Genomic DNA, 15,512 nt, shown 5'->3' on the forward strand with positions numbered 1-15,512 from the left:
ACGTCGCGGACGGCAGGACAACCCCTGCTCAGGCCCGGTTTTCGCGGTCGGGGCGCCCGGACCGCGCGCGACCCGGGCCCCGCCGCGCCCCCACGGACCCTCCGCCGTTCCGTCACGGGATGGACACCGTCACGGGGTGGTGCGATGTGGCGCCCGAACGCTAGGGTCCCGACCATGACGACGATCCTCGTGCTCGTGGTGGTGGTGCTGCTGATCGCGGCCGCCGCCGTCTGGTGGACCCGCCGCTCCGCGGCCGAGCGCGCGGACCGGGGCATCGAGGGCCCCGTCGACCCGCTGGCCGACGGCCCGGGCGGCCCCCTCGAGGGCCTGGGCGTCGGCGCGGTCGTCTCGCACGGCGGCCACGACTACGTCGTCCGCGGCGAGGTCCGCTTCGACGAGGACGGCTACGTGTGGACGGAGTACCACCTCGACGCGGGCGGCGGCGTGCGCACCTGGCTCTCCGTCGACCTCTCCGACGGCACCGAGGTCGCGTTCTGGCAGGCCCTCGAGGCGCCGGGCGACCTCTCCCCCGACGGCGGCACCGTCACCCACGACGGCGTGACGTACCGCAAGGTCGAGTCGGGCCGCGCGAGCTTCACCTCCACGGGCACGACGGGTCTGCCCGCCTCTGGCCGCTCCTGGTACGCGGACTACGAGTCCGACGACGACCGCCTGCTCGGCTTCGAGCGCTGGTCGCAGGACGGCTCGTGGGAGGTCTCCACGGGCACCGAGGTCGAGGCCCACCTGCTCGAGGTCTATCCCGCCGGCCGCACCGCCGGGGGCACGCTGTGAGCACGTCCGGCCCCGGACCCGTCGACCCGACCCCCGACGACGGCTCCGAGGTCGACGTCGCCCTGACGTCGGCGAAGGAGGCGCTCGACGCCGCCCGCGAGACCGTCGCCGCGCTGGTCACCGTGCGCGCGAAGGCGCTGCAGGAGGCCGCGCGGCTGCGCGCCCGCTCCGCCGCCCCGGAGCACGGCGAGCTGCGCGAGCCGGCGGCGCTGCACGAGGCGCGCGCCACGGCGCTGGAGGAGCGGATCGAGCAGATGCGCGACCTCGCCCGCCGCGCCGAGATCGCCTACGAGCACCTGCGCGCCGACCACGACGCGGCCGACGAGGACGACCTGCACGGCTCCGACGGGGTCGGCGGGACGGGCTGATCGTGCTGCGCCGCCTCGACATCCCGTTCCGCGACGCCGCCGCCTCCGACCTGGCGTGGTCGCTGCTGCCCGGCGCCGTCGCCCCCGAGGCGCTCGCGCACCTGCGGGCGTCAGGCACCGGGACTGCGACGCTCGACCTGCACGTCCTGGGCGCGTCGCACGCCGTCGAGGTGGCGGTGGGCGGCGTCGTCCTGACCGAGGTCGTCGCCTACGGCGCCCCGGAGGGCCGCACCCTGCAGCAGGCCCCGACCGAGCTCGTGCGGGACGGCCTCTCCTACCGCTTCGCCTCGACCGTCGAGCACCACGCGCCCGAGGCGATGGAGGGCATCGCCCGCACGCTGCAGGACCGGCTCGAAGGCCAGCCAGACGCGCTCTTCGCGACCTTCCCCGGCGCCCCCGGGGCCGTCACGGCCCTGCGCGCCACGTCCGTCGCCGATGGCGCGGGCTGGGAGACCTGGCACCTCTACCCCGAGCGCGGCGAGGTCGTACGCACGTCGACCTCGGTCGCGCCCGTCGGGGCCCCCTCCGTGCCCGCGTCCGCCCCGCTCCCGCTCGCAGGGGCCGTCTCGTGAGCCCCCGCGGCAAGTCCACGGCGACGATCGTCATCGGTGCGGTCGTCGCGCTCGTCGCCCTGATCCTGCTCGTCACGACGCTCAGCTCGTGCGGGTCCTCGCCCCGCAGCTACGTCCGCGACCACTACACCGCGGCGGGCAAGCGCAACGGCACCGAGCTCTTCCGCTCGAAGGACCGGACGGAGAAGGTCGTGAAGGACATCACGAACAAGTGGAAGCCCGCCGACCGCCTGACGGACACCGGAGGCGTGTTCCTGCGCTACCGCAACGAGCTCATCGCCGTCCGTCCGCGCAAGGGTGGCGGGTCCGACATCAGCGTGGACGACCCGGAGCGCGGCTACGCGCACTGGTACCCGTTCGTCGGCGGCTACTTCGGGTCCTACTCCGGGCGAGCCGAGGGCTTCCGCGGCGGCGGACCGGGGACGGGCAAGTGAGCCGCGCCCTTCCGCTCCTGCGCCGCCTGGGCGCCGCGGCGGCGTGCGCCTGCGCGCTGAGCGTCGCCGTCGCCGGTCCCGCCGCGGGCCAGACCTCGACGGCCCCCGCGGCGCCGGCCACCGCGGCCGGCCCCGGGGCCGTCGTCGACGGGGCCGACCGCACCGAGATCGCCCAGAGCCTCGCCGAGGCCACGGCCGACACCGGCGTCTGCTTCGGCTACAGCCTGCGGGTGCTCGGCGCGGCGTTCGGCACCACGGCCGAGCAGGTCTCGAACGGCGGACCCGACGCCGAGCCCGGCGCCGGCGCCTCATGCCCCAAGGGCACCGTCGCCGCCCGGATCACCCTGATCTACACGAGCGAGAGCAGCGAGAGCGAGGACTCCGCGCGCATCAGCATCGAGTCGAGCGTGCCGGGGCTGCCGTCCTCCGTCGTGCAGCAGCGCCTGAAGGACCTCGAACTGCTCGACGAGGGCGCACTGCTCGGCGACCAGGATGACGTGGCCGTCCGCAACCTCGCCGTCGCGCTCCCCCTGACGCTGGACGACGCGGTCCCCGCCGAGGAGAGCCCGGAGACCGTCACGGCCGCCGCGGCCCCGAACGGCGACCGGCTCACGGGCTCGCCCGGCGACGACTGGATGCGGGCGCACCTCGTCACCGTCCTCGTCGGCGCGGTGCTCCTGATCGGCGCCCTGATCGCCATCGTCGTCGGCTGGTTCGGCCGCCGCGCCACCGGGCCGCGCCGGCCCGGGCGCAGCGATCCGCCCTCCACCTTCCCGTCCTCCTCCGACTCCCCGAGCACCTGACCTCCATGACCGATCACCTCAACGACCTCGCGACCGGCATCGGGGCGGCCGCGGCGTACTCCGTCGTCGGCCTGCTCATCCTCCTCGCGGGCTTCGTGACCGTCGACCTCGCGACGCCGGGCAACCTCCGCCGGCAGATCTGGGACGACCGCAACAAGGACCTGACGCTCGTCCTCGCCTCGGGCCTGGTCGCCAACGCCACGACCGTCGTGGTGGCGATCCTCTCCTCCTCCGACGACCTCGGCAAGGGCCTGATCGACTCCTTCGGCTACGGCCTGCTGGGCGTGCTGCTGATCGGGCTCGTGTTCCGCGTCGTCGACGCCCTCACCCCCGGGGATCTCGGCGCGATGGTCGCGCACGACGACCACCACCCCGCGGTGTGGATCACCGTGGTGACCCACCTCGCGGTGGGGGCCGTGGTGGCCGCGTCGATCTCGTGAGCGTCGCGCCGGCCGCGGACGACCACGCGCCGGCGCCCGACGCCCCCGCGGACGCGGCCCCCGCGGACGGGGCGTCCGCGGGCCCGGGCCGGCACCTGCGGGCGGTCCTGCTGCTCGCGGCCGGCGCGTGCGCGGCCTGCGCCCTCGTCTACGAGCTGGCGCTGATCGCGCTGGGCGGCGTCCTCGTCGGGGCGTCCGTCACGCAGACCTCGCTGGTCATCTCGCTGTTCGTCTTCGCCCTCGGCCTCGGCGCGCTCGCCGCCAAGCCGCTGCTGCGGTGGCCGCTGCCGGCGTTCGTCGTCGTCGAGACCGGGGTCGCCGTGGCGGGCGGGTTCTCCGTCCTCGCGTGCTACGCCGCGTTCGCCTACGCCGGGGTCTACACCCCGGCCGTCGTCGTGGCCTCGCTCGTCTGCGGGGGCCTCGTCGGCGCCGAGCTCCCGCTCCTGATGGAGCTGCTGCAGCGGGTGCGCCGGCAGGCCGCCGCCCGCGCGCTGGCCGACCTGACCGCCGCGGACTACGTCGGGGCGCTCGTCGGCGGCCTCGCGTTCCCGTTCCTGTTGCTCCCGCTACTCGGCCAGATGCGGGGGGCCCTCGCCGCCGGGCTCGTCAACCTGGCGTGCGCGGCGATCATCGTCTTCGTCGTCTTCCGCGAGGACCTCTCGCGTCGCGCGCGGCTGGGGTCCCTCGCCGCGATCCTCGTGGGCGCCGTCCTCGTCGTCGGCGGCCTGGCCTACGCGGGGCGCTTCGAGGTCTCCGCCCGGCAGCAGCTCTACGACGACCCCATCGTCGTCTCGCAGCGCACGCCCTACCAGGAGATCGACGTGACCGAGAGCCTCTCGCTGCGCGGCACGAGCGACGTGCGGCTCTACCTCAACGGCGACCTGCAGCTCTCGAGCCGCGACGAGTACCGCTACCACGAGGCGCTCGTACACCCCGCCCTCGCGGCGGCCCCCGCGGACGCCCGGCGGCGCGGGCTCCGGGTCCTCGTGCTCGGCGGCGGCGACGGGATGGCGGTGCGCGAGGTGGTGCGCCACACGGACGTCGCCGCCGTGGAGCTCGTCGACCTGGACCCCGCGATGACGCGCCTGGCGCGCCGAGACCCGCGGTTGCGGCGGATGAACGGCGGGGCGCTCGAGGACCGCCGGGTCACCGTCACGAACGCCGACGCGTTCGGCTGGGTCCGCGACCACCCGGCGGGGAGGGGCGACTGGGACGTCGTCATCGTCGACTTCCCGGACCCGGACGACCAGGGCCTCGCCCGGCTCTACAGCGCCGAGCTCTACGGCATGGTCCGCACCCGCGTGCTCGCCCCCGGCGGCGTGGCCGTCGTGCAGGCGGGCTCCCCGTACTTCGCCCCGGACGCCTTCTGGTCGGTGGGCAAGACGCTGGACCTGGCGGGCTGGCGGGCTCGCCCGTACCACGTGGACGTGCCGACCTTCGGGGACTGGGGCTACTGGATCGCCTCCCCCGCCGGGACCACCGATACGCCGCCCGCACTCTCCGTCGGCGACCCGCCGCCGCCCGGCCTGCGGTTCCTCGACGACGCCACGCTGCGCGCCGGCGCCACGTTCCCGCGCGACCGCGGCCCCCGCGACGTCCGCCCGACGACGCTCGACCGCCCGGTGATCCTGGACTACACCCGCAAGGGCTGGGGCGACTACTAAGACCGGCGGGCAGGGCCTCGGGGGGACCCTCGCCGCCCGCTTGCCTGCGCCCGACCTATCCTCGACGCGATGGTGACCGCGATCGTCCTGGTGGTGCTCGGCGCCTGCATGGTCGCCGCCTTCGGCATGACCCTCCGGCTCGCCCGCCGCACGCCGCACGCCGCCGCCCGGCGCGGCCGCCCGTCCGCGCCGCCCGCGGGGATCGACCGGCTCGGGGTCGGCGCCGAGCTCGTGTACGACGACCAGCGGTGGGACGTGATCGGCGTGCAGCACGTCCGTCCCGCCGACGGCGTCGCCTGGGCGGCGTGGCACCTCGACGACCGTGGCCAGTCGGGCTGGATGGCGACCTCGCCCGGGGTCGACCACGTCGTCTTCGCCGTGCGCGCCGAGCGGCCCGAGACGCTGGACCCCGCGGCCGAGCGCCTGACCTGGCGCGACCACGAGTGGGTGCGGATCGAGGACGGCTCCTCCCCCGCCCGCGCCGAGGGCGAGCGCAGGCTACCGCGTGCGGCCCGGGTGCCGCTGCCCGACGCGGACGTGTTCCGCACCGTCCTCACCCGCCAGGACCTGCGCGCGCGCCGGCTCGTGCTCGAGTGGTCGGCGGGCGAGGAGCGCCCCCACACGTGGATCGGGAACGTCGTCCCCGCGCAGATGATCGACGTGTGGCCCCTGGACGGCGCCTCGACGACGGACGCAGGCGACGCCGACGAACCGGGCGCGGAGCCGCGCCCGCCCGCTCAGCCCTCGTAGACCGCGCCCGCCCCGACGATCGCCTCGACCTCGATCTCGACGAGCAGCCGCGGGTCCACGAGCGCGGCCACGCCGAGCGTCGAGATCGTCGGCCGCGCGCCACGGAGCGCCCGGCCGTAGGCGGCGAGGACGGCGTCGCCGTTGTGGGCGAGGTCGACGACGAAGATGCGGCTGCGGACGACGTCGCGCATCTCGGACCCCGCCTGTTCGAGGACGAACTCGATCGTCTCGAGCGCGATCCGCGCCTGCTCGCCCGCGCCGCCGGGGATGGGCTCCTCGCCGCGCGCGGCGGTCGTGCCGGAGACGAGCACGCGGTCGCCCACGCGGATGGCGCGGGAGTAGCCGACCTCGGTCTCCCAGGGGCCGCCGGAGTGGAAGCGTTGGACGCGGTCCTGATCCCGACTCATCCCCCCAGGCTATGGCGTCGGTCCGCCGGGCGTCCTGTCCGCCGGGAGGGGATGCGGGGCGGCGGGCGTTCCCGACGGCCTGCACCCCGGGGTGCGTCGGGGGCAGGCCGTCGACCGGTGCGCACCGCCGGGTGACGGACGCGGGCGCGCCGCGTGACGGGCGCCGAGCGGCCGGGTAGGGGCAGAGGACCCCACCGGAGGTGCCCCGTGCCCCAGCCCCATTCCCCCACCGACCGCGCCGGCTCGCGGCGCGACGCCGGATCCGCCCGCATCGCGCGCGTCGGCATCCCCGGCGTGCTGCTGGCGCTCGGGGTGATCGCCGCGGTCGTCGTGTCGACGGAGCTCGCCGTCGTGTTCGTCGGGGCCGCCGTGGTCGCCGTCGTGGCGGACCTGTGGATCCGCCTGGGCATCTCGAGCCAGGGCGACCGCGACCGCGAGCAGGGCGCCCGCGACGCGTTCCGCCGCCGCGGCCGCTGGCCCGACGAGCGGTAGGGGCGGCCCAGGCCGAACCCCCGGCCGGGCGCGCACGGTCGAGGTGGGTTGCCGTCGCATGACGACAGCGATCCACCTCACCAGCCGCCCGCCCGGTCACGGCGGCACAGTCGAGGCGGATCGTCGTCGCCCGAGGACGGTGATCCGCCTCGCCACGCGACCGGGCTTCCTGATCGCGCCCGGCGTCCCGGCCCGCCCCTCCGGCCGCCCCTAGTGGCGGAAGTGCCGGCGGCCCGTGAACACCATCGTCGCGTCCACCGCGTCGACAGCGGCCACGACCTCGTCGTCGCGGACGGAGCCGCCGGGCTGGATGACGGCCGTGACGCCGGCCGCCAGGCCGACCTCCACGCCGTCGGCGAACGGGAAGAACGCGTCGGAGGCCATGGCGGCGCCCCGCAGGTCGAGGCCGTTCTCGCGCGCCTTGTCGATGGCGATGCGGGCGGAGTCCACGCGGCTCATCTGGCCGGCGCCGATGCCGACGGTGGCGCCGTCCTTCGCGTAGACGATGGCGTTGGACTTGACGTGGCGCATGACGCGCCAGGCGAAGAGCATGTCGCGCCACTGGTCGTCCGTCGGCTGGGCGGACGTCGGGACCGTCATCGTAGAGCGGTCCGTCACGACGGTGTCGTGATCCTGGACGAGCACGCCACCGGCGACGGAGCGGACGTCGAGCCGCTCCAGGCCCTTGAGCGGGGCGTCGTCGCCGCGCAGCAGGCGCACGTTGGGCTTCTGGGTGAGGATCTCGAGCGCGTCGTCGTCGAACGCCGGGGCGAAGAGGACCTCGACGAACAGGCGCGAGAGCGCCTCGGCCGCGGCCTTGTCGACGGGGCGGGTCAGCGAGACGATGCCGCCGAACGCCGAGACGGGGTCGCACGCGAGCGCGCGCTGGAACGCTTCGACGCTGGAGCCGCCGATGGCCGCCCCGCACGGGTTGTTGTGCTTGACGATGACGGCGGCCGGCTCGTCGAACTCGCGGGCGATGGCGCGCGAGGCCTCGAGGTCGAGCAGGTTGTTGAAGGAGAGCTCCTTGCCGTGGAGCTGCTCGACGCCGGAGAGCAGGTGCGCCGGGGCGCCCGCGCGGCGGTAGTACGCGCCGCGCTGGTGCGGGTTCTCGCCGTAGCGCAGCGTGTGCTCGCGGACGTAGCCGTGCGAGAAGGTGGGCGGGAACGGGACGCGGCCGCCCGAGGCCAGCCGACCGGCGGGGTGCCCGAGGGGCAGCTCGGTGCCGTCGAACTCCTCGCGGCCCTGCAGGAAGCCCGAGATCGCGGCGTCGTAGCGGGCGGTCGTCGCGTAGGCCTGCAGCGCGAGGTTGCGGCGCGTGGCGAGGCAGAGGGACGCGTCGTCCGAGGCCTGGAGCTCGTCGATCACGGCGGCGTACTGCGCCGGGTCGGTGAGAATCGTCGCGTAGCCGTGGTTCTTCGCGGCCGCGCGGATGAGGGAGGGCCCGCCGATGTCGATGTTCTCGATGGCGGCGGCCATCGTCACGCCCTCGCGGGCGATCGTCTCCTCGAAGGGGTAGAGGTTCACGACGACGAGGTCGATCCAGCCGATCTCGTGCTGGGCCGCCGCCTGGGCGTGGGTGTCGAGCCCGCGGACGCCGAGGATGCCGGCGAAGAGGCGCGGGTGCAGCGTCTTCACGCGCCCGTCCATCATCTCGGGGAAGCCCGTGACGTCGTCGACGGCGACGACGGGAATCCCGGCGTCGGCGATCGCCTTCGCGGTGCCGCCGGTGGAGATCAGCTCGGTGCCCGCGTCATGCAGGGCCTTGGCGAGCTCGGCCAGCCCCGTCTTGTCCGACACCGAGAGCAGTGCTCGGCGGATCGGGACGCGGTCGGGGGTGGGTGTCTCGAGCGGATCCGGCACGGGGACGAGGATAGAGGGCACGTCCGTGGCTCACCCGGCCGCCGCGGGCTCGCCGGCGTCCGCGGACCGTCGCCCCGCCCCGTGGGGCGAGGCGCCGCAGCCCCGGCGCGGCCGTCGGCCCGGCACGAGGCCGGGCCGACGGGGTGCGTCAGGCCACCCGCACCGTGCGCTTCGCCGCCCGGGTCAGGTTGCCCGCCCGGTCGTACGTCGCGACGGTGACGGTGTAGCGGCCCTTCGGCAGTGTCGTCCGGAGCGTCAGGCCGTAGGCCGTGGTGCCCTTGGCGTAGAGGACCACCGGGCTGTCGCAGGCGGCCTTCTCGCCGAGCGTGCCGCGGCGGGTGACGAACCGGCACGCCGTGCCGGCGCGACGGCTGACGGAGACGACCGTGCGCCGCACGCCGCCGCCGTTCCTGCCCGCGACCGCCTTGCCCGTGGCCGTGCTGCAACCCCGGTCCGACGCCCGGCCCAGCACCTTCAGGCCCGTGCGGGTGAGCCGCAGGGACGAGACGCGGCTGCGCGGCGCGCTCGCGTCGACGCAGGCCTTCGCGCCCGGCGCGGTCTTCGTACCCGGAGCGGACGGCGTGGCCGGCGCCGCGCTGCCCGTGCCGGCGGTGCCGGCCTGCGCGGGGGTGGACACGAGCGTGCCGACCGCCGAGGGCGGGCCGTCCGGCGCGGGGACGGACGGCTCGACCGCCGTCGGGGCGGCGGCCTTGGCCTGCTCCTGGAACGCCACGTCGGCGAGCTGGATCGAACCCATCGGCGTGCGCTGGCCGAAGCCGAGCTCCACCGTCCGGATCCGCGTCAGGTCGACGCCCGAGAACGCCGCGAGCGGGATCCGCGCGCCGTTGAGGACCACGTGCTTGTAGGCCGTGCCGATCGACGGCTCCAGCGAGGTCGTCCAGCGGGCCACCGACGTGGTCGCGCGGGCGCCGTCAGCGTCCACAAGCGTCACGTCGAAGTCCTGCGTGGCCGACGCCGGGTTGGCGTCGTCCCCCACCGGGTTGCGGGCGTCGCCGCGGTTGGTGGCGACGCGCATGCTGAGCGTGCCGAAGCGGGAGACGTCCTTCGTCACCGTGCCGGCGGGACCCATCTCGGCCTTGATCGACGCGGGACCGTTCCAGGCGACGGTGAACTGGCTGCCCCAGGAGCGGTTGAAGACGCCGGGGACGGCCGGAACCGCCGGCGAGGTGCCCGTGGCCGGCACGCCGGGGACTGTGGCGATCTGCGGGCACAGCGGGTAGTCGGACGGCGTGGGCGGACCACCGGGGAACAGCGTCGTCGCGGGACGGCAGACCTCGAACGCCGTCAGGCCCGTCTTCGTGATCGGACCGCCCGTGGCGGCCGTCGTCGTCGCGGCGGGGTCGACCGGCCCGGCCGTGCCGTCCGCCGTCGACGGGTCGGCGGCCGGCTTGGGCTGGAGCACGTCGAGGCGTCCGGCCTTCGGGCCGACGTAGCTCGTCTTGACCTGCTCGGCGCAGCCCTTGCCGCTCGTGGCGGGGCAGGCCGCGGACGGCAGGGTGACCTCGCCCGTCATGAGCGGGTCGAACGCCTTCTCGCCGCCGACGTAGCGCCGGAGGAACCCGTTCATGAGCGCCGTGCCGACGTTGCGCTGGTCCGCCGGGGACAGGCGAGCGGTCGAGGCGGCGTCGCGCGAGCAGGCCGGGTCGCCCGGCACGCGGAAGTCGTCGCCGGTCCAAACGGAGTTGAAGAAGTTGTGGTTCGTGCCCTGCACGTACCACTGGACCTTCGCCACGGCGTCGTTGCCGGGCGCGTACTTCGCGTTCTCGTACAGCCGCGCGCCGTGCAGGGGCGAGACGTCGCCGTCGCAGGCCGGCAGAAGGGACGCGTAGTTCGTGCCCTCGGGGGTGCGGCGGTTCGTGAAGTACGTCGGGGCCAGGGCGACCACGCCGGCCAGCGGCCAGGCGGTCCGCAGGTTGCGGTTGTAGGTGACGAAGTCGGTGACCGCGTCGCCGCCGCGGGAGTGGCCCATGAGCCCCACGCCGCTGGAGAGCTCGAGCCGGCCGACGAGCTTGAGCCCGACGGTCGTGGACGGGTCGCTCGTGACGGGGCCGCGGCCGTTGTTCCAGCGGTCCAGCAGGCTGAGGGAGGCGTTGATGATCTGCGAGCGGGCGTCCGCGCCGCGGTCGACGTAGCCCTGGTCGAAGCCCGTCACGTTCGCCTCGATGCTCATCACGGCGTAGCCGTGGCTGGCGAGGTTCTCCGACATGTGGTCGTAGCCGCCGTAGTTGCGGATGTCGGTCGAGATCGGCGTGCCGTCGGGTGCGGTGCCGTCGGCGCACTGGCCGGGCGCGGGACCGGGCACCGGGGTGGTGCCGGTGGGGCCCCCGATGCACACGGCGTGCCGGCCGTGCACGAACACGATGACCTTCGCGGGATGACCCTTCGTGCCCGTCGGGTGGACGATCGAGCCCTTCATCGGCACGCTCGTGGTCTGCCCGGCGGTCGGGAGGTTGAGGAGCAGGGTGCCGGCGTCGTACTCGAGCTTCTGGGTGCCGTAGGGCCCGGGGGCCAGCGGATCCGGCACGCCGGCGTCGCCGGCGGCCAGGGCCGGCGTGGCGGCACCGAGCAGCACCAACAGGGCGGCCAGCAGCGTGGTCAGGGTGCGCCGCGGGCCGCCGCGCGCGGTGCGCGTGGGGGGCTGCGTGGCGCCGGATGAGCGTCGTCCGTGGATGGTCACGGGGTCCTTCCGAGGAGTGGGGTGCGGTGCCGCGCGGTCCGTTCACACGCGGCCCGACCACGCTAGGAGCACCCGCCTCGGCCGCCGCTGTGCGCCTGGCCAAGAGCCGCGGGGGCCGGGCTGTCCCGCCGCACACCCCCTCCACCGCACGCGGCCCCTCCGCGCCTACGGGGTGGCCGGATACACCGCAGACGCCTCGGGGACGTGGGACGGGGCGTCCCGGCGGGGGCGCGTAAGGCGGCGCGCCTCAGGCCGACGCCCGCCTCAGGACGTCAGGTCGCGGACCGGCCGCAGCTCGCCGCGGGCCGCCAGCCGCACGGCCTCGGGCAGCAGGCGGTGCTCCATCGGGCGCAGCGCGTCGTGGACCTGCTCCGGCGTCGGGCGGCCAGGGATCCGCAGCGCGTCCTGGAGCAGGATCGCGCCGGTGTCGACGCCGTCGTCCACGAGGTGGACGGTGACGCCGAAGACCTCGACGCCGTGCTCCACGGCCTGCTCGATCGCGCGGATGCCGGGGAACGCGGGGAGCAGCGAGGGGTGCACGTTGACGATGCGCCCGGCGTAGGCCGCGATGAAGACCGGAGTGAGAATCGCCATGTAGCCCGCGAGGACGACGAGCTCGACGTCCTGCTCCTGGAGCCACGCGGCGATCGCGGCGTCGCGGTCCTCGCGGGTCGTGTGCTCGCCGCGGGGGAAGACGCGGGTCGGGACGCCGGCGCCCGCGGCCCGCTCGAGGGCCCGCGCGCCCGGCTTGTCGCACGCGAGGGCGACGACGGTGGCCTCGCGCCCGTGGACCGTGTCGAGGAGCGCCTGCAGGTTCGTGCCCTGCCCCGAGGCGAGGACGCCGACCCGGAGGGCGCGGCGGGAGGACTCGGGGGACTCGGACGGCGCGGGCATGCGCGGAGCAGGATACGTCGCCCCGGCCCCGCGACCCTGGCCGCCGCGACGACCACCCGCGCTCGAGGGGCCGAGCGGCGCGCGAGCCCCGTCCTAGTCCCCGGCGAGCCCCGCTCGGTCCCCCGCGAGCTCCAGCACGGGGTACGCCCCCGCCGTCGACCGGATCGTGCCCGCCTCGAGCAGCCCGTCGACCCGCTCGAGGACGTCGGCCGCGCGCAGGTCGGCGTGGCGGGCGTAGGCGGGCAGGCCGTCCCAGCCGTGGTCGATCAGGCGCTGCGAGCGGCCGCCGCGCAGGACCTCGGCCACGCGGGTACGGCCCAGCGGCGGCTGCGCGTCGCGGATGACCTCGACGATCGAGGCGTCGACCGCCGCGGCGAGGTCCTCGTCCAGCCGGCGCGCGCCGCCCGTCAGTCGTCGTGCCGCCGACCGGGCGCCCGCGGACTCGCGGCGCCCGGCGTCTCGCCCCCGGCCCGGTGGCACCCCCGCGTCGGGCAGGAGCCCGGGATCGCAGGAGTCGCAGCAGGCGACCGTCGGATGGCCGCCGACACGGGCCTCGGGGTCGCCGAAGTGCCGCAGCACCGCCGCGCGGCGGCAGGTGTCGCTCTCGACGAACTCCCAGAGCGTGCGGTACTGGGCCCAGCGCTTGCCCTGCGCCTCGCGCGCGAGCTCCCGCACCTCGGTGCGGATGACGTCGTCGTAGGGGCCGAGGAGCCGGCCGCGGATGCGGTCGGGCGGGCCCGGCGCGGGCTGCACCATGCCCGCCTGCGTCAGGTGGCCGAAGACCGCGCGGACCGACTCGGCGTCGACCCCGAGGTCGCCCACGCCCAGGTCGAACCGGCCCTCGGGCGCGCCGCGGACGACGGCGGCGGCGATGCGGTCGAGGTCGCGCTCGTCGACCTCGCCGCGCTCGATGAAGTAGCGGTGCAGGCCCTTGTCGCGGCCGTCGGCGAGCAGCAGCGCCTTGCCCGGCTGGCCGTCGCGGCCGGCGCGGCCGGCCTCCTGGTACCACGCCTCGATCGACGGCGGCGCGGAGTCGTGGACGACGGTGCGCACGTCGGCCTTGTCGACGCCCATGCCGAACGCGTTCGTCGCGCAGACCAGCGGGACCTCGCCGCTCATGAACCGGCGCTGCGCCTCGTCGCGGCGGTCCCGGTCCAGACCCGCGTGGTAGCTGACGGCCTCGACGCCGAGCGCCTGGCCGAGGTCGGCCGCGAGGCGGTCGGCGTTGTCGCGGGTGCCGGCGTAGACGATGGCCGGCAGCGCGGCCGGCTCGCGCAGGGCGGCCAGCAGCCGGCCGCGGCGCTCGACCTGGCCGGCGCAGCGGCGGACGACGAAGGACAGCGCGGGACGGTCGAAGCCCGTGCGCACGTGCACCGGGTCGTCCAGGAGCAAACGCCGCTCGATGTCGAGGGCGACCTGCGGCGTCGCGGTCGCCGTGGCGGCCAGGAGCGACGTGGCGCCGAGCCAGCGGGCCGCGTCAGCCAGGCGGAAGTAGTCCGGCCGGAAGTCGTGACCCCACTGGGACACGCAGTGCGCCTCGTCGACGACGAACAGGCCCACGCGGGCGTGGCGGATGCGCTCGAGGAACGCCTTCGAGCCGAACCGCTCCGGGGCGACGTAGAGGAGCTTGACCTCGCCGGAGACCGCACGCTCGACCGTCCGCGCGTTGGCCGCCGGGTCCTGCTGGCCCGAGAGCAGCGCGGCGGGCGGGGTCGGGTAGAGCACGTGCTGCGGGTCGGCCCGGCCGACGCGCCCGTTGAGCTGGTCGACCTGGTCCCGCATGAGGGAGACCAGCGGCGAGACGACGATCGTCAGCTCGTCCCGGCAGAGCGCGGGCAGCTGGTAGGTGAGCGACTTGCCGGCGCCCGTGGGCATGACGACGAGCGCGTCGCGGCCCTCGAACGCGGCGCGCGCGGCGTCCTCCTGTCCCGGCCGGAAACCGGAGAACCCGAAGATGCCGCTGAGGGTGTCGAGGAGCGGATCCTCCGAGGTGACGGCCGGCGACATCGACCCTCCACGGTAGAGCCGCGGGGGGACGAAAGGCCGAGGTGCACGGTTCCGGCACGCCTGCGGCACAGGGCCCCGGGGGCGAGGCCCGACCGCCGGGTATCTCCTCCCCTGAGTTCTCCGCGCGTTCGTGGTGGCGGTGCCCCGGCCGTGCGAGCGGTCCTCGCACCGCTGACGAACGCGCCGAAGGAGGCGGGGTTCCACGTGGCTGACGGAGTGCGGTGGGAGGAGGACCCGGGAGGGGCGGCCGCGGCCGCCCCGCCTCAGAGCTGCTCCCGCAGCGTGTCGCGCAGCCGCCGGACGACCGCGTGCGCGCCCTCGAGCTCGTCGAGGTCGGGGTCGGGCAGCCATCGGCGGCGCGTCACCGTAGCCGCCTCCGAAATGCGGGTGAGGACGGCCCGGCCCTCCTCGGTGAGCCGGATGAAGGGCGACGTGCGGTGGTCCGGGTTGGGCTCCACGGTGGCCAGTCCCCGGTCCACCAGGTCGTCCGCGGTGCGCTGGAGCCCCTGACGGGTGGTGCCGAGGCGCCGCGCGGCCTGCGAGACCGTGAGTGGCTCGGCGGAGAAGACGCTCAGCGCGTACCACCGCGCCTGCGTCTGCCCCTCCTCCCGGGCGATGCCGTCCGCACCGCGGCGAAACAGACCGGCGAGCTCGAGGACATCGGCGATGAACGCCGCCACCGCTTCGTCGGGTCCGCCGTCCTCGTAATTGACAACACGTTGTCGCTTTGTCACGGTGTGGTCAGTCTAGTGCCCACGGCGGACGTCTCCGGACGCCCGCCCCCACCCGTCCGGAGACCCCACCGTGCACCTCGCCTCGCTGCGCATCATCACCGACGACCTCGACGGTCTCGTCGCCTTCTACGAGGCCGTCACCGGCGTGACGGCGCAGCGGCCCGCGCCGCCGTTCGCCGAGTTCGTGCTGCCCACCGCGACCCTCGCGATCGGGCACACGCAGACCGTGGCGCTGTTCGGCGCGGGCGCGGCCCGCGCCGCCGACAACCGCAGCGTGATCGTCGAGTTCCGGGTCGACGACGTGGACGCCGAGCACGCCCGGCTCCGGCCCCTGGTCTCGGACTGGGTGCAGGAGCCCACCACGATGCCGTGGGGCAACCGCTCCGTGCTGTTCCGCGACCCCGACGGGAACCTCGTGAACCTCTTCAGCCCCGTCACGGACGAGGCCATCCGTCGGTTCGCGGGACGCTGACGGGCTCACGCCGGATCGCGTCGGGTGTGCGCGTGTTCGGCCCGAGCACCCGTCGAAGGAGCCGCGACGGATCCGCCGGAGGCCGACCGCCGTACGGCGGTCGATCTCCGGGAGGAACTCCT

At 75.5% G+C, this 15,512-nt stretch carries 16 protein-coding genes; 10 read left to right on the plus strand and 6 right to left on the minus strand.

The window, feature by feature from the left end; translation table 11 throughout:
• Positions 1-174: 174 nt before the first annotated feature.
• From F593_RS0101580 to F593_RS0101615, 8 genes are all read left to right on the plus strand, one after another.
• Complete coding sequence (locus F593_RS0101580) at positions 175-792, plus strand: DUF4178 domain-containing protein (protein ID WP_028721335.1); 618 nt, start codon at positions 175-177, stop codon at positions 790-792.
• Positions 789-1,160 (plus strand): GreA/GreB family elongation factor, encoded by a 372-nt coding sequence (locus F593_RS29645; RefSeq protein ID WP_022927007.1) that lies wholly within the window; start codon positions 789-791, stop codon positions 1,158-1,160. Before F593_RS0101580 ends, F593_RS29645 begins: the two co-directional genes overlap by 4 nt.
• 2 nt (positions 1,161-1,162) lie before the next feature.
• Positions 1,163-1,732 carry a DUF2617 family protein gene (locus F593_RS29650; RefSeq protein ID WP_022927008.1) on the plus strand — a complete coding sequence of 190 codons (570 nt, stop codon included), beginning with the start codon at positions 1,163-1,165 and terminating at the stop codon, positions 1,730-1,732.
• Entirely contained in the window at positions 1,729-2,166 is a 438-nt protein-coding gene (locus F593_RS0101595; RefSeq protein ID WP_022927009.1) for a DUF4247 domain-containing protein, read from the plus strand. Before F593_RS29650 ends, F593_RS0101595 begins: the two co-directional genes overlap by 4 nt.
• Positions 2,163-2,969 carry a hypothetical protein gene (locus F593_RS0101600; RefSeq protein WP_022927010.1) on the plus strand — a complete coding sequence of 269 codons (807 nt, stop codon included), beginning with the start codon at positions 2,163-2,165 and terminating at the stop codon, positions 2,967-2,969. The genes F593_RS0101595 and F593_RS0101600 overlap by 4 nt, the downstream gene beginning before the upstream one ends.
• A gap of 5 nt (positions 2,970-2,974) precedes the next feature.
• Positions 2,975-3,409 (plus strand): DUF350 domain-containing protein, encoded by a 435-nt coding sequence (locus F593_RS0101605; protein ID WP_022927011.1) that lies wholly within the window; start codon positions 2,975-2,977, stop codon positions 3,407-3,409.
• Entirely contained in the window at positions 3,406-5,073 is a 1,668-nt protein-coding gene (locus tag F593_RS0101610) for a polyamine aminopropyltransferase (RefSeq protein WP_022927012.1), read from the plus strand. The genes F593_RS0101605 and F593_RS0101610 overlap by 4 nt, the downstream gene beginning before the upstream one ends.
• Positions 5,074-5,142: 69 nt before the next feature.
• Positions 5,143-5,823, plus strand: a complete 681-nt coding sequence (locus F593_RS0101615; RefSeq protein ID WP_022927013.1) for a DUF4178 domain-containing protein — start codon at positions 5,143-5,145, stop codon at positions 5,821-5,823.
• Here the strand turns inward: F593_RS0101615 and F593_RS0101620 are convergent.
• Entirely contained in the window at positions 5,811-6,230 is a 420-nt protein-coding gene (locus F593_RS0101620) for a Rid family hydrolase (protein WP_022927014.1), read from the minus strand. The two genes, F593_RS0101615 and F593_RS0101620, sit on opposite strands and share 13 nt — an antisense overlap.
• Before the next feature lie 207 nt (positions 6,231-6,437).
• Here F593_RS0101620 and F593_RS0101625 point away from each other — a divergent pair, with 207 nt between their 5' ends.
• Positions 6,438-6,722 (plus strand): hypothetical protein, encoded by a 285-nt coding sequence (locus F593_RS0101625; protein ID WP_022927015.1) that lies wholly within the window; start codon positions 6,438-6,440, stop codon positions 6,720-6,722.
• Positions 6,723-6,932: 210 nt separating this feature from the next.
• Here F593_RS0101625 and purH read toward each other — a convergent pair whose 3' ends face one another.
• The 5 genes from purH to F593_RS21575 all read right to left on the minus strand — a co-directional run bounded on the left by purH (position 6,933) and on the right by F593_RS21575 (position 14,864).
• Positions 6,933-8,585, minus strand: a complete 1,653-nt coding sequence (gene purH / locus F593_RS0101630; protein ID WP_022927016.1) for a bifunctional phosphoribosylaminoimidazolecarboxamide formyltransferase/IMP cyclohydrolase — start codon at positions 8,583-8,585, stop codon at positions 6,933-6,935.
• Between the two features lie 148 nt (positions 8,586-8,733).
• The gene (locus tag F593_RS0101635; RefSeq protein ID WP_022927017.1) at positions 8,734-11,283 is read right to left on the minus strand and encodes an alpha/beta hydrolase; all 2,550 of its coding nucleotides are present in this window, start codon (positions 11,281-11,283) and stop codon (positions 8,734-8,736) included.
• 264 nt (positions 11,284-11,547) lie between these two features.
• Entirely contained in the window at positions 11,548-12,177 is a 630-nt protein-coding gene (gene purN / locus F593_RS21570; protein ID WP_022927018.1) for a phosphoribosylglycinamide formyltransferase, read from the minus strand.
• 93 nt (positions 12,178-12,270) lie between these two features.
• Positions 12,271-14,184: a RecQ family ATP-dependent DNA helicase gene (locus F593_RS0101645; protein ID WP_022927019.1), complete on the minus strand. Its 1,914-nt coding sequence runs from the start codon at positions 14,182-14,184 to the stop codon at positions 12,271-12,273.
• A 263-nt stretch (positions 14,185-14,447) separates the two neighbouring features.
• On the minus strand, positions 14,448-14,864 hold the full coding sequence (locus F593_RS21575) for a MarR family winged helix-turn-helix transcriptional regulator (protein WP_033205235.1): 417 nt from the start codon (positions 14,862-14,864) through the stop codon (positions 14,448-14,450).
• 124 nt (positions 14,865-14,988) lie between these two features.
• Here F593_RS21575 and F593_RS0101655 point away from each other — a divergent pair, with 124 nt between their 5' ends.
• Positions 14,989-15,390: a VOC family protein gene (locus tag F593_RS0101655; RefSeq protein WP_022927021.1), complete on the plus strand. Its 402-nt coding sequence runs from the start codon at positions 14,989-14,991 to the stop codon at positions 15,388-15,390.
• Positions 15,391-15,512: the final 122 nt, after the last annotated feature.

The organism is Patulibacter americanus DSM 16676, from assembly GCF_000420025.1.
GTDB lineage: Bacteria > Actinomycetota > Thermoleophilia > Solirubrobacterales > Solirubrobacteraceae > Patulibacter > Patulibacter americanus.

What these genes read in the sequence shown, in the direction of transcription:
- F593_RS0101615 (WP_022927013.1), top strand. Translation starts at nt 5,143, where the DNA reads ATGGTGACCGCGATCGTCCTGGTGGTGCTCGGCGCCTGCATGGTCGCC.
- purN (WP_022927018.1), bottom strand. Translation starts at nt 12,177, where the DNA reads ATGCCCGCGCCGTCCGAGTCCCCCGAGTCCTCCCGCCGCGCCCTCCGG.
- F593_RS0101620 (WP_022927014.1), bottom strand. Translation starts at nt 6,230, where the DNA reads ATGAGTCGGGATCAGGACCGCGTCCAACGCTTCCACTCCGGCGGCCCC.
- F593_RS0101645 (WP_022927019.1), bottom strand. Translation starts at nt 14,184, where the DNA reads ATGTCGCCGGCCGTCACCTCGGAGGATCCGCTCCTCGACACCCTCAGC.
- F593_RS0101580 (WP_028721335.1), top strand. Translation starts at nt 175, where the DNA reads ATGACGACGATCCTCGTGCTCGTGGTGGTGGTGCTGCTGATCGCGGCC.
- F593_RS0101605 (WP_022927011.1), top strand. Translation starts at nt 2,975, where the DNA reads ATGACCGATCACCTCAACGACCTCGCGACCGGCATCGGGGCGGCCGCG.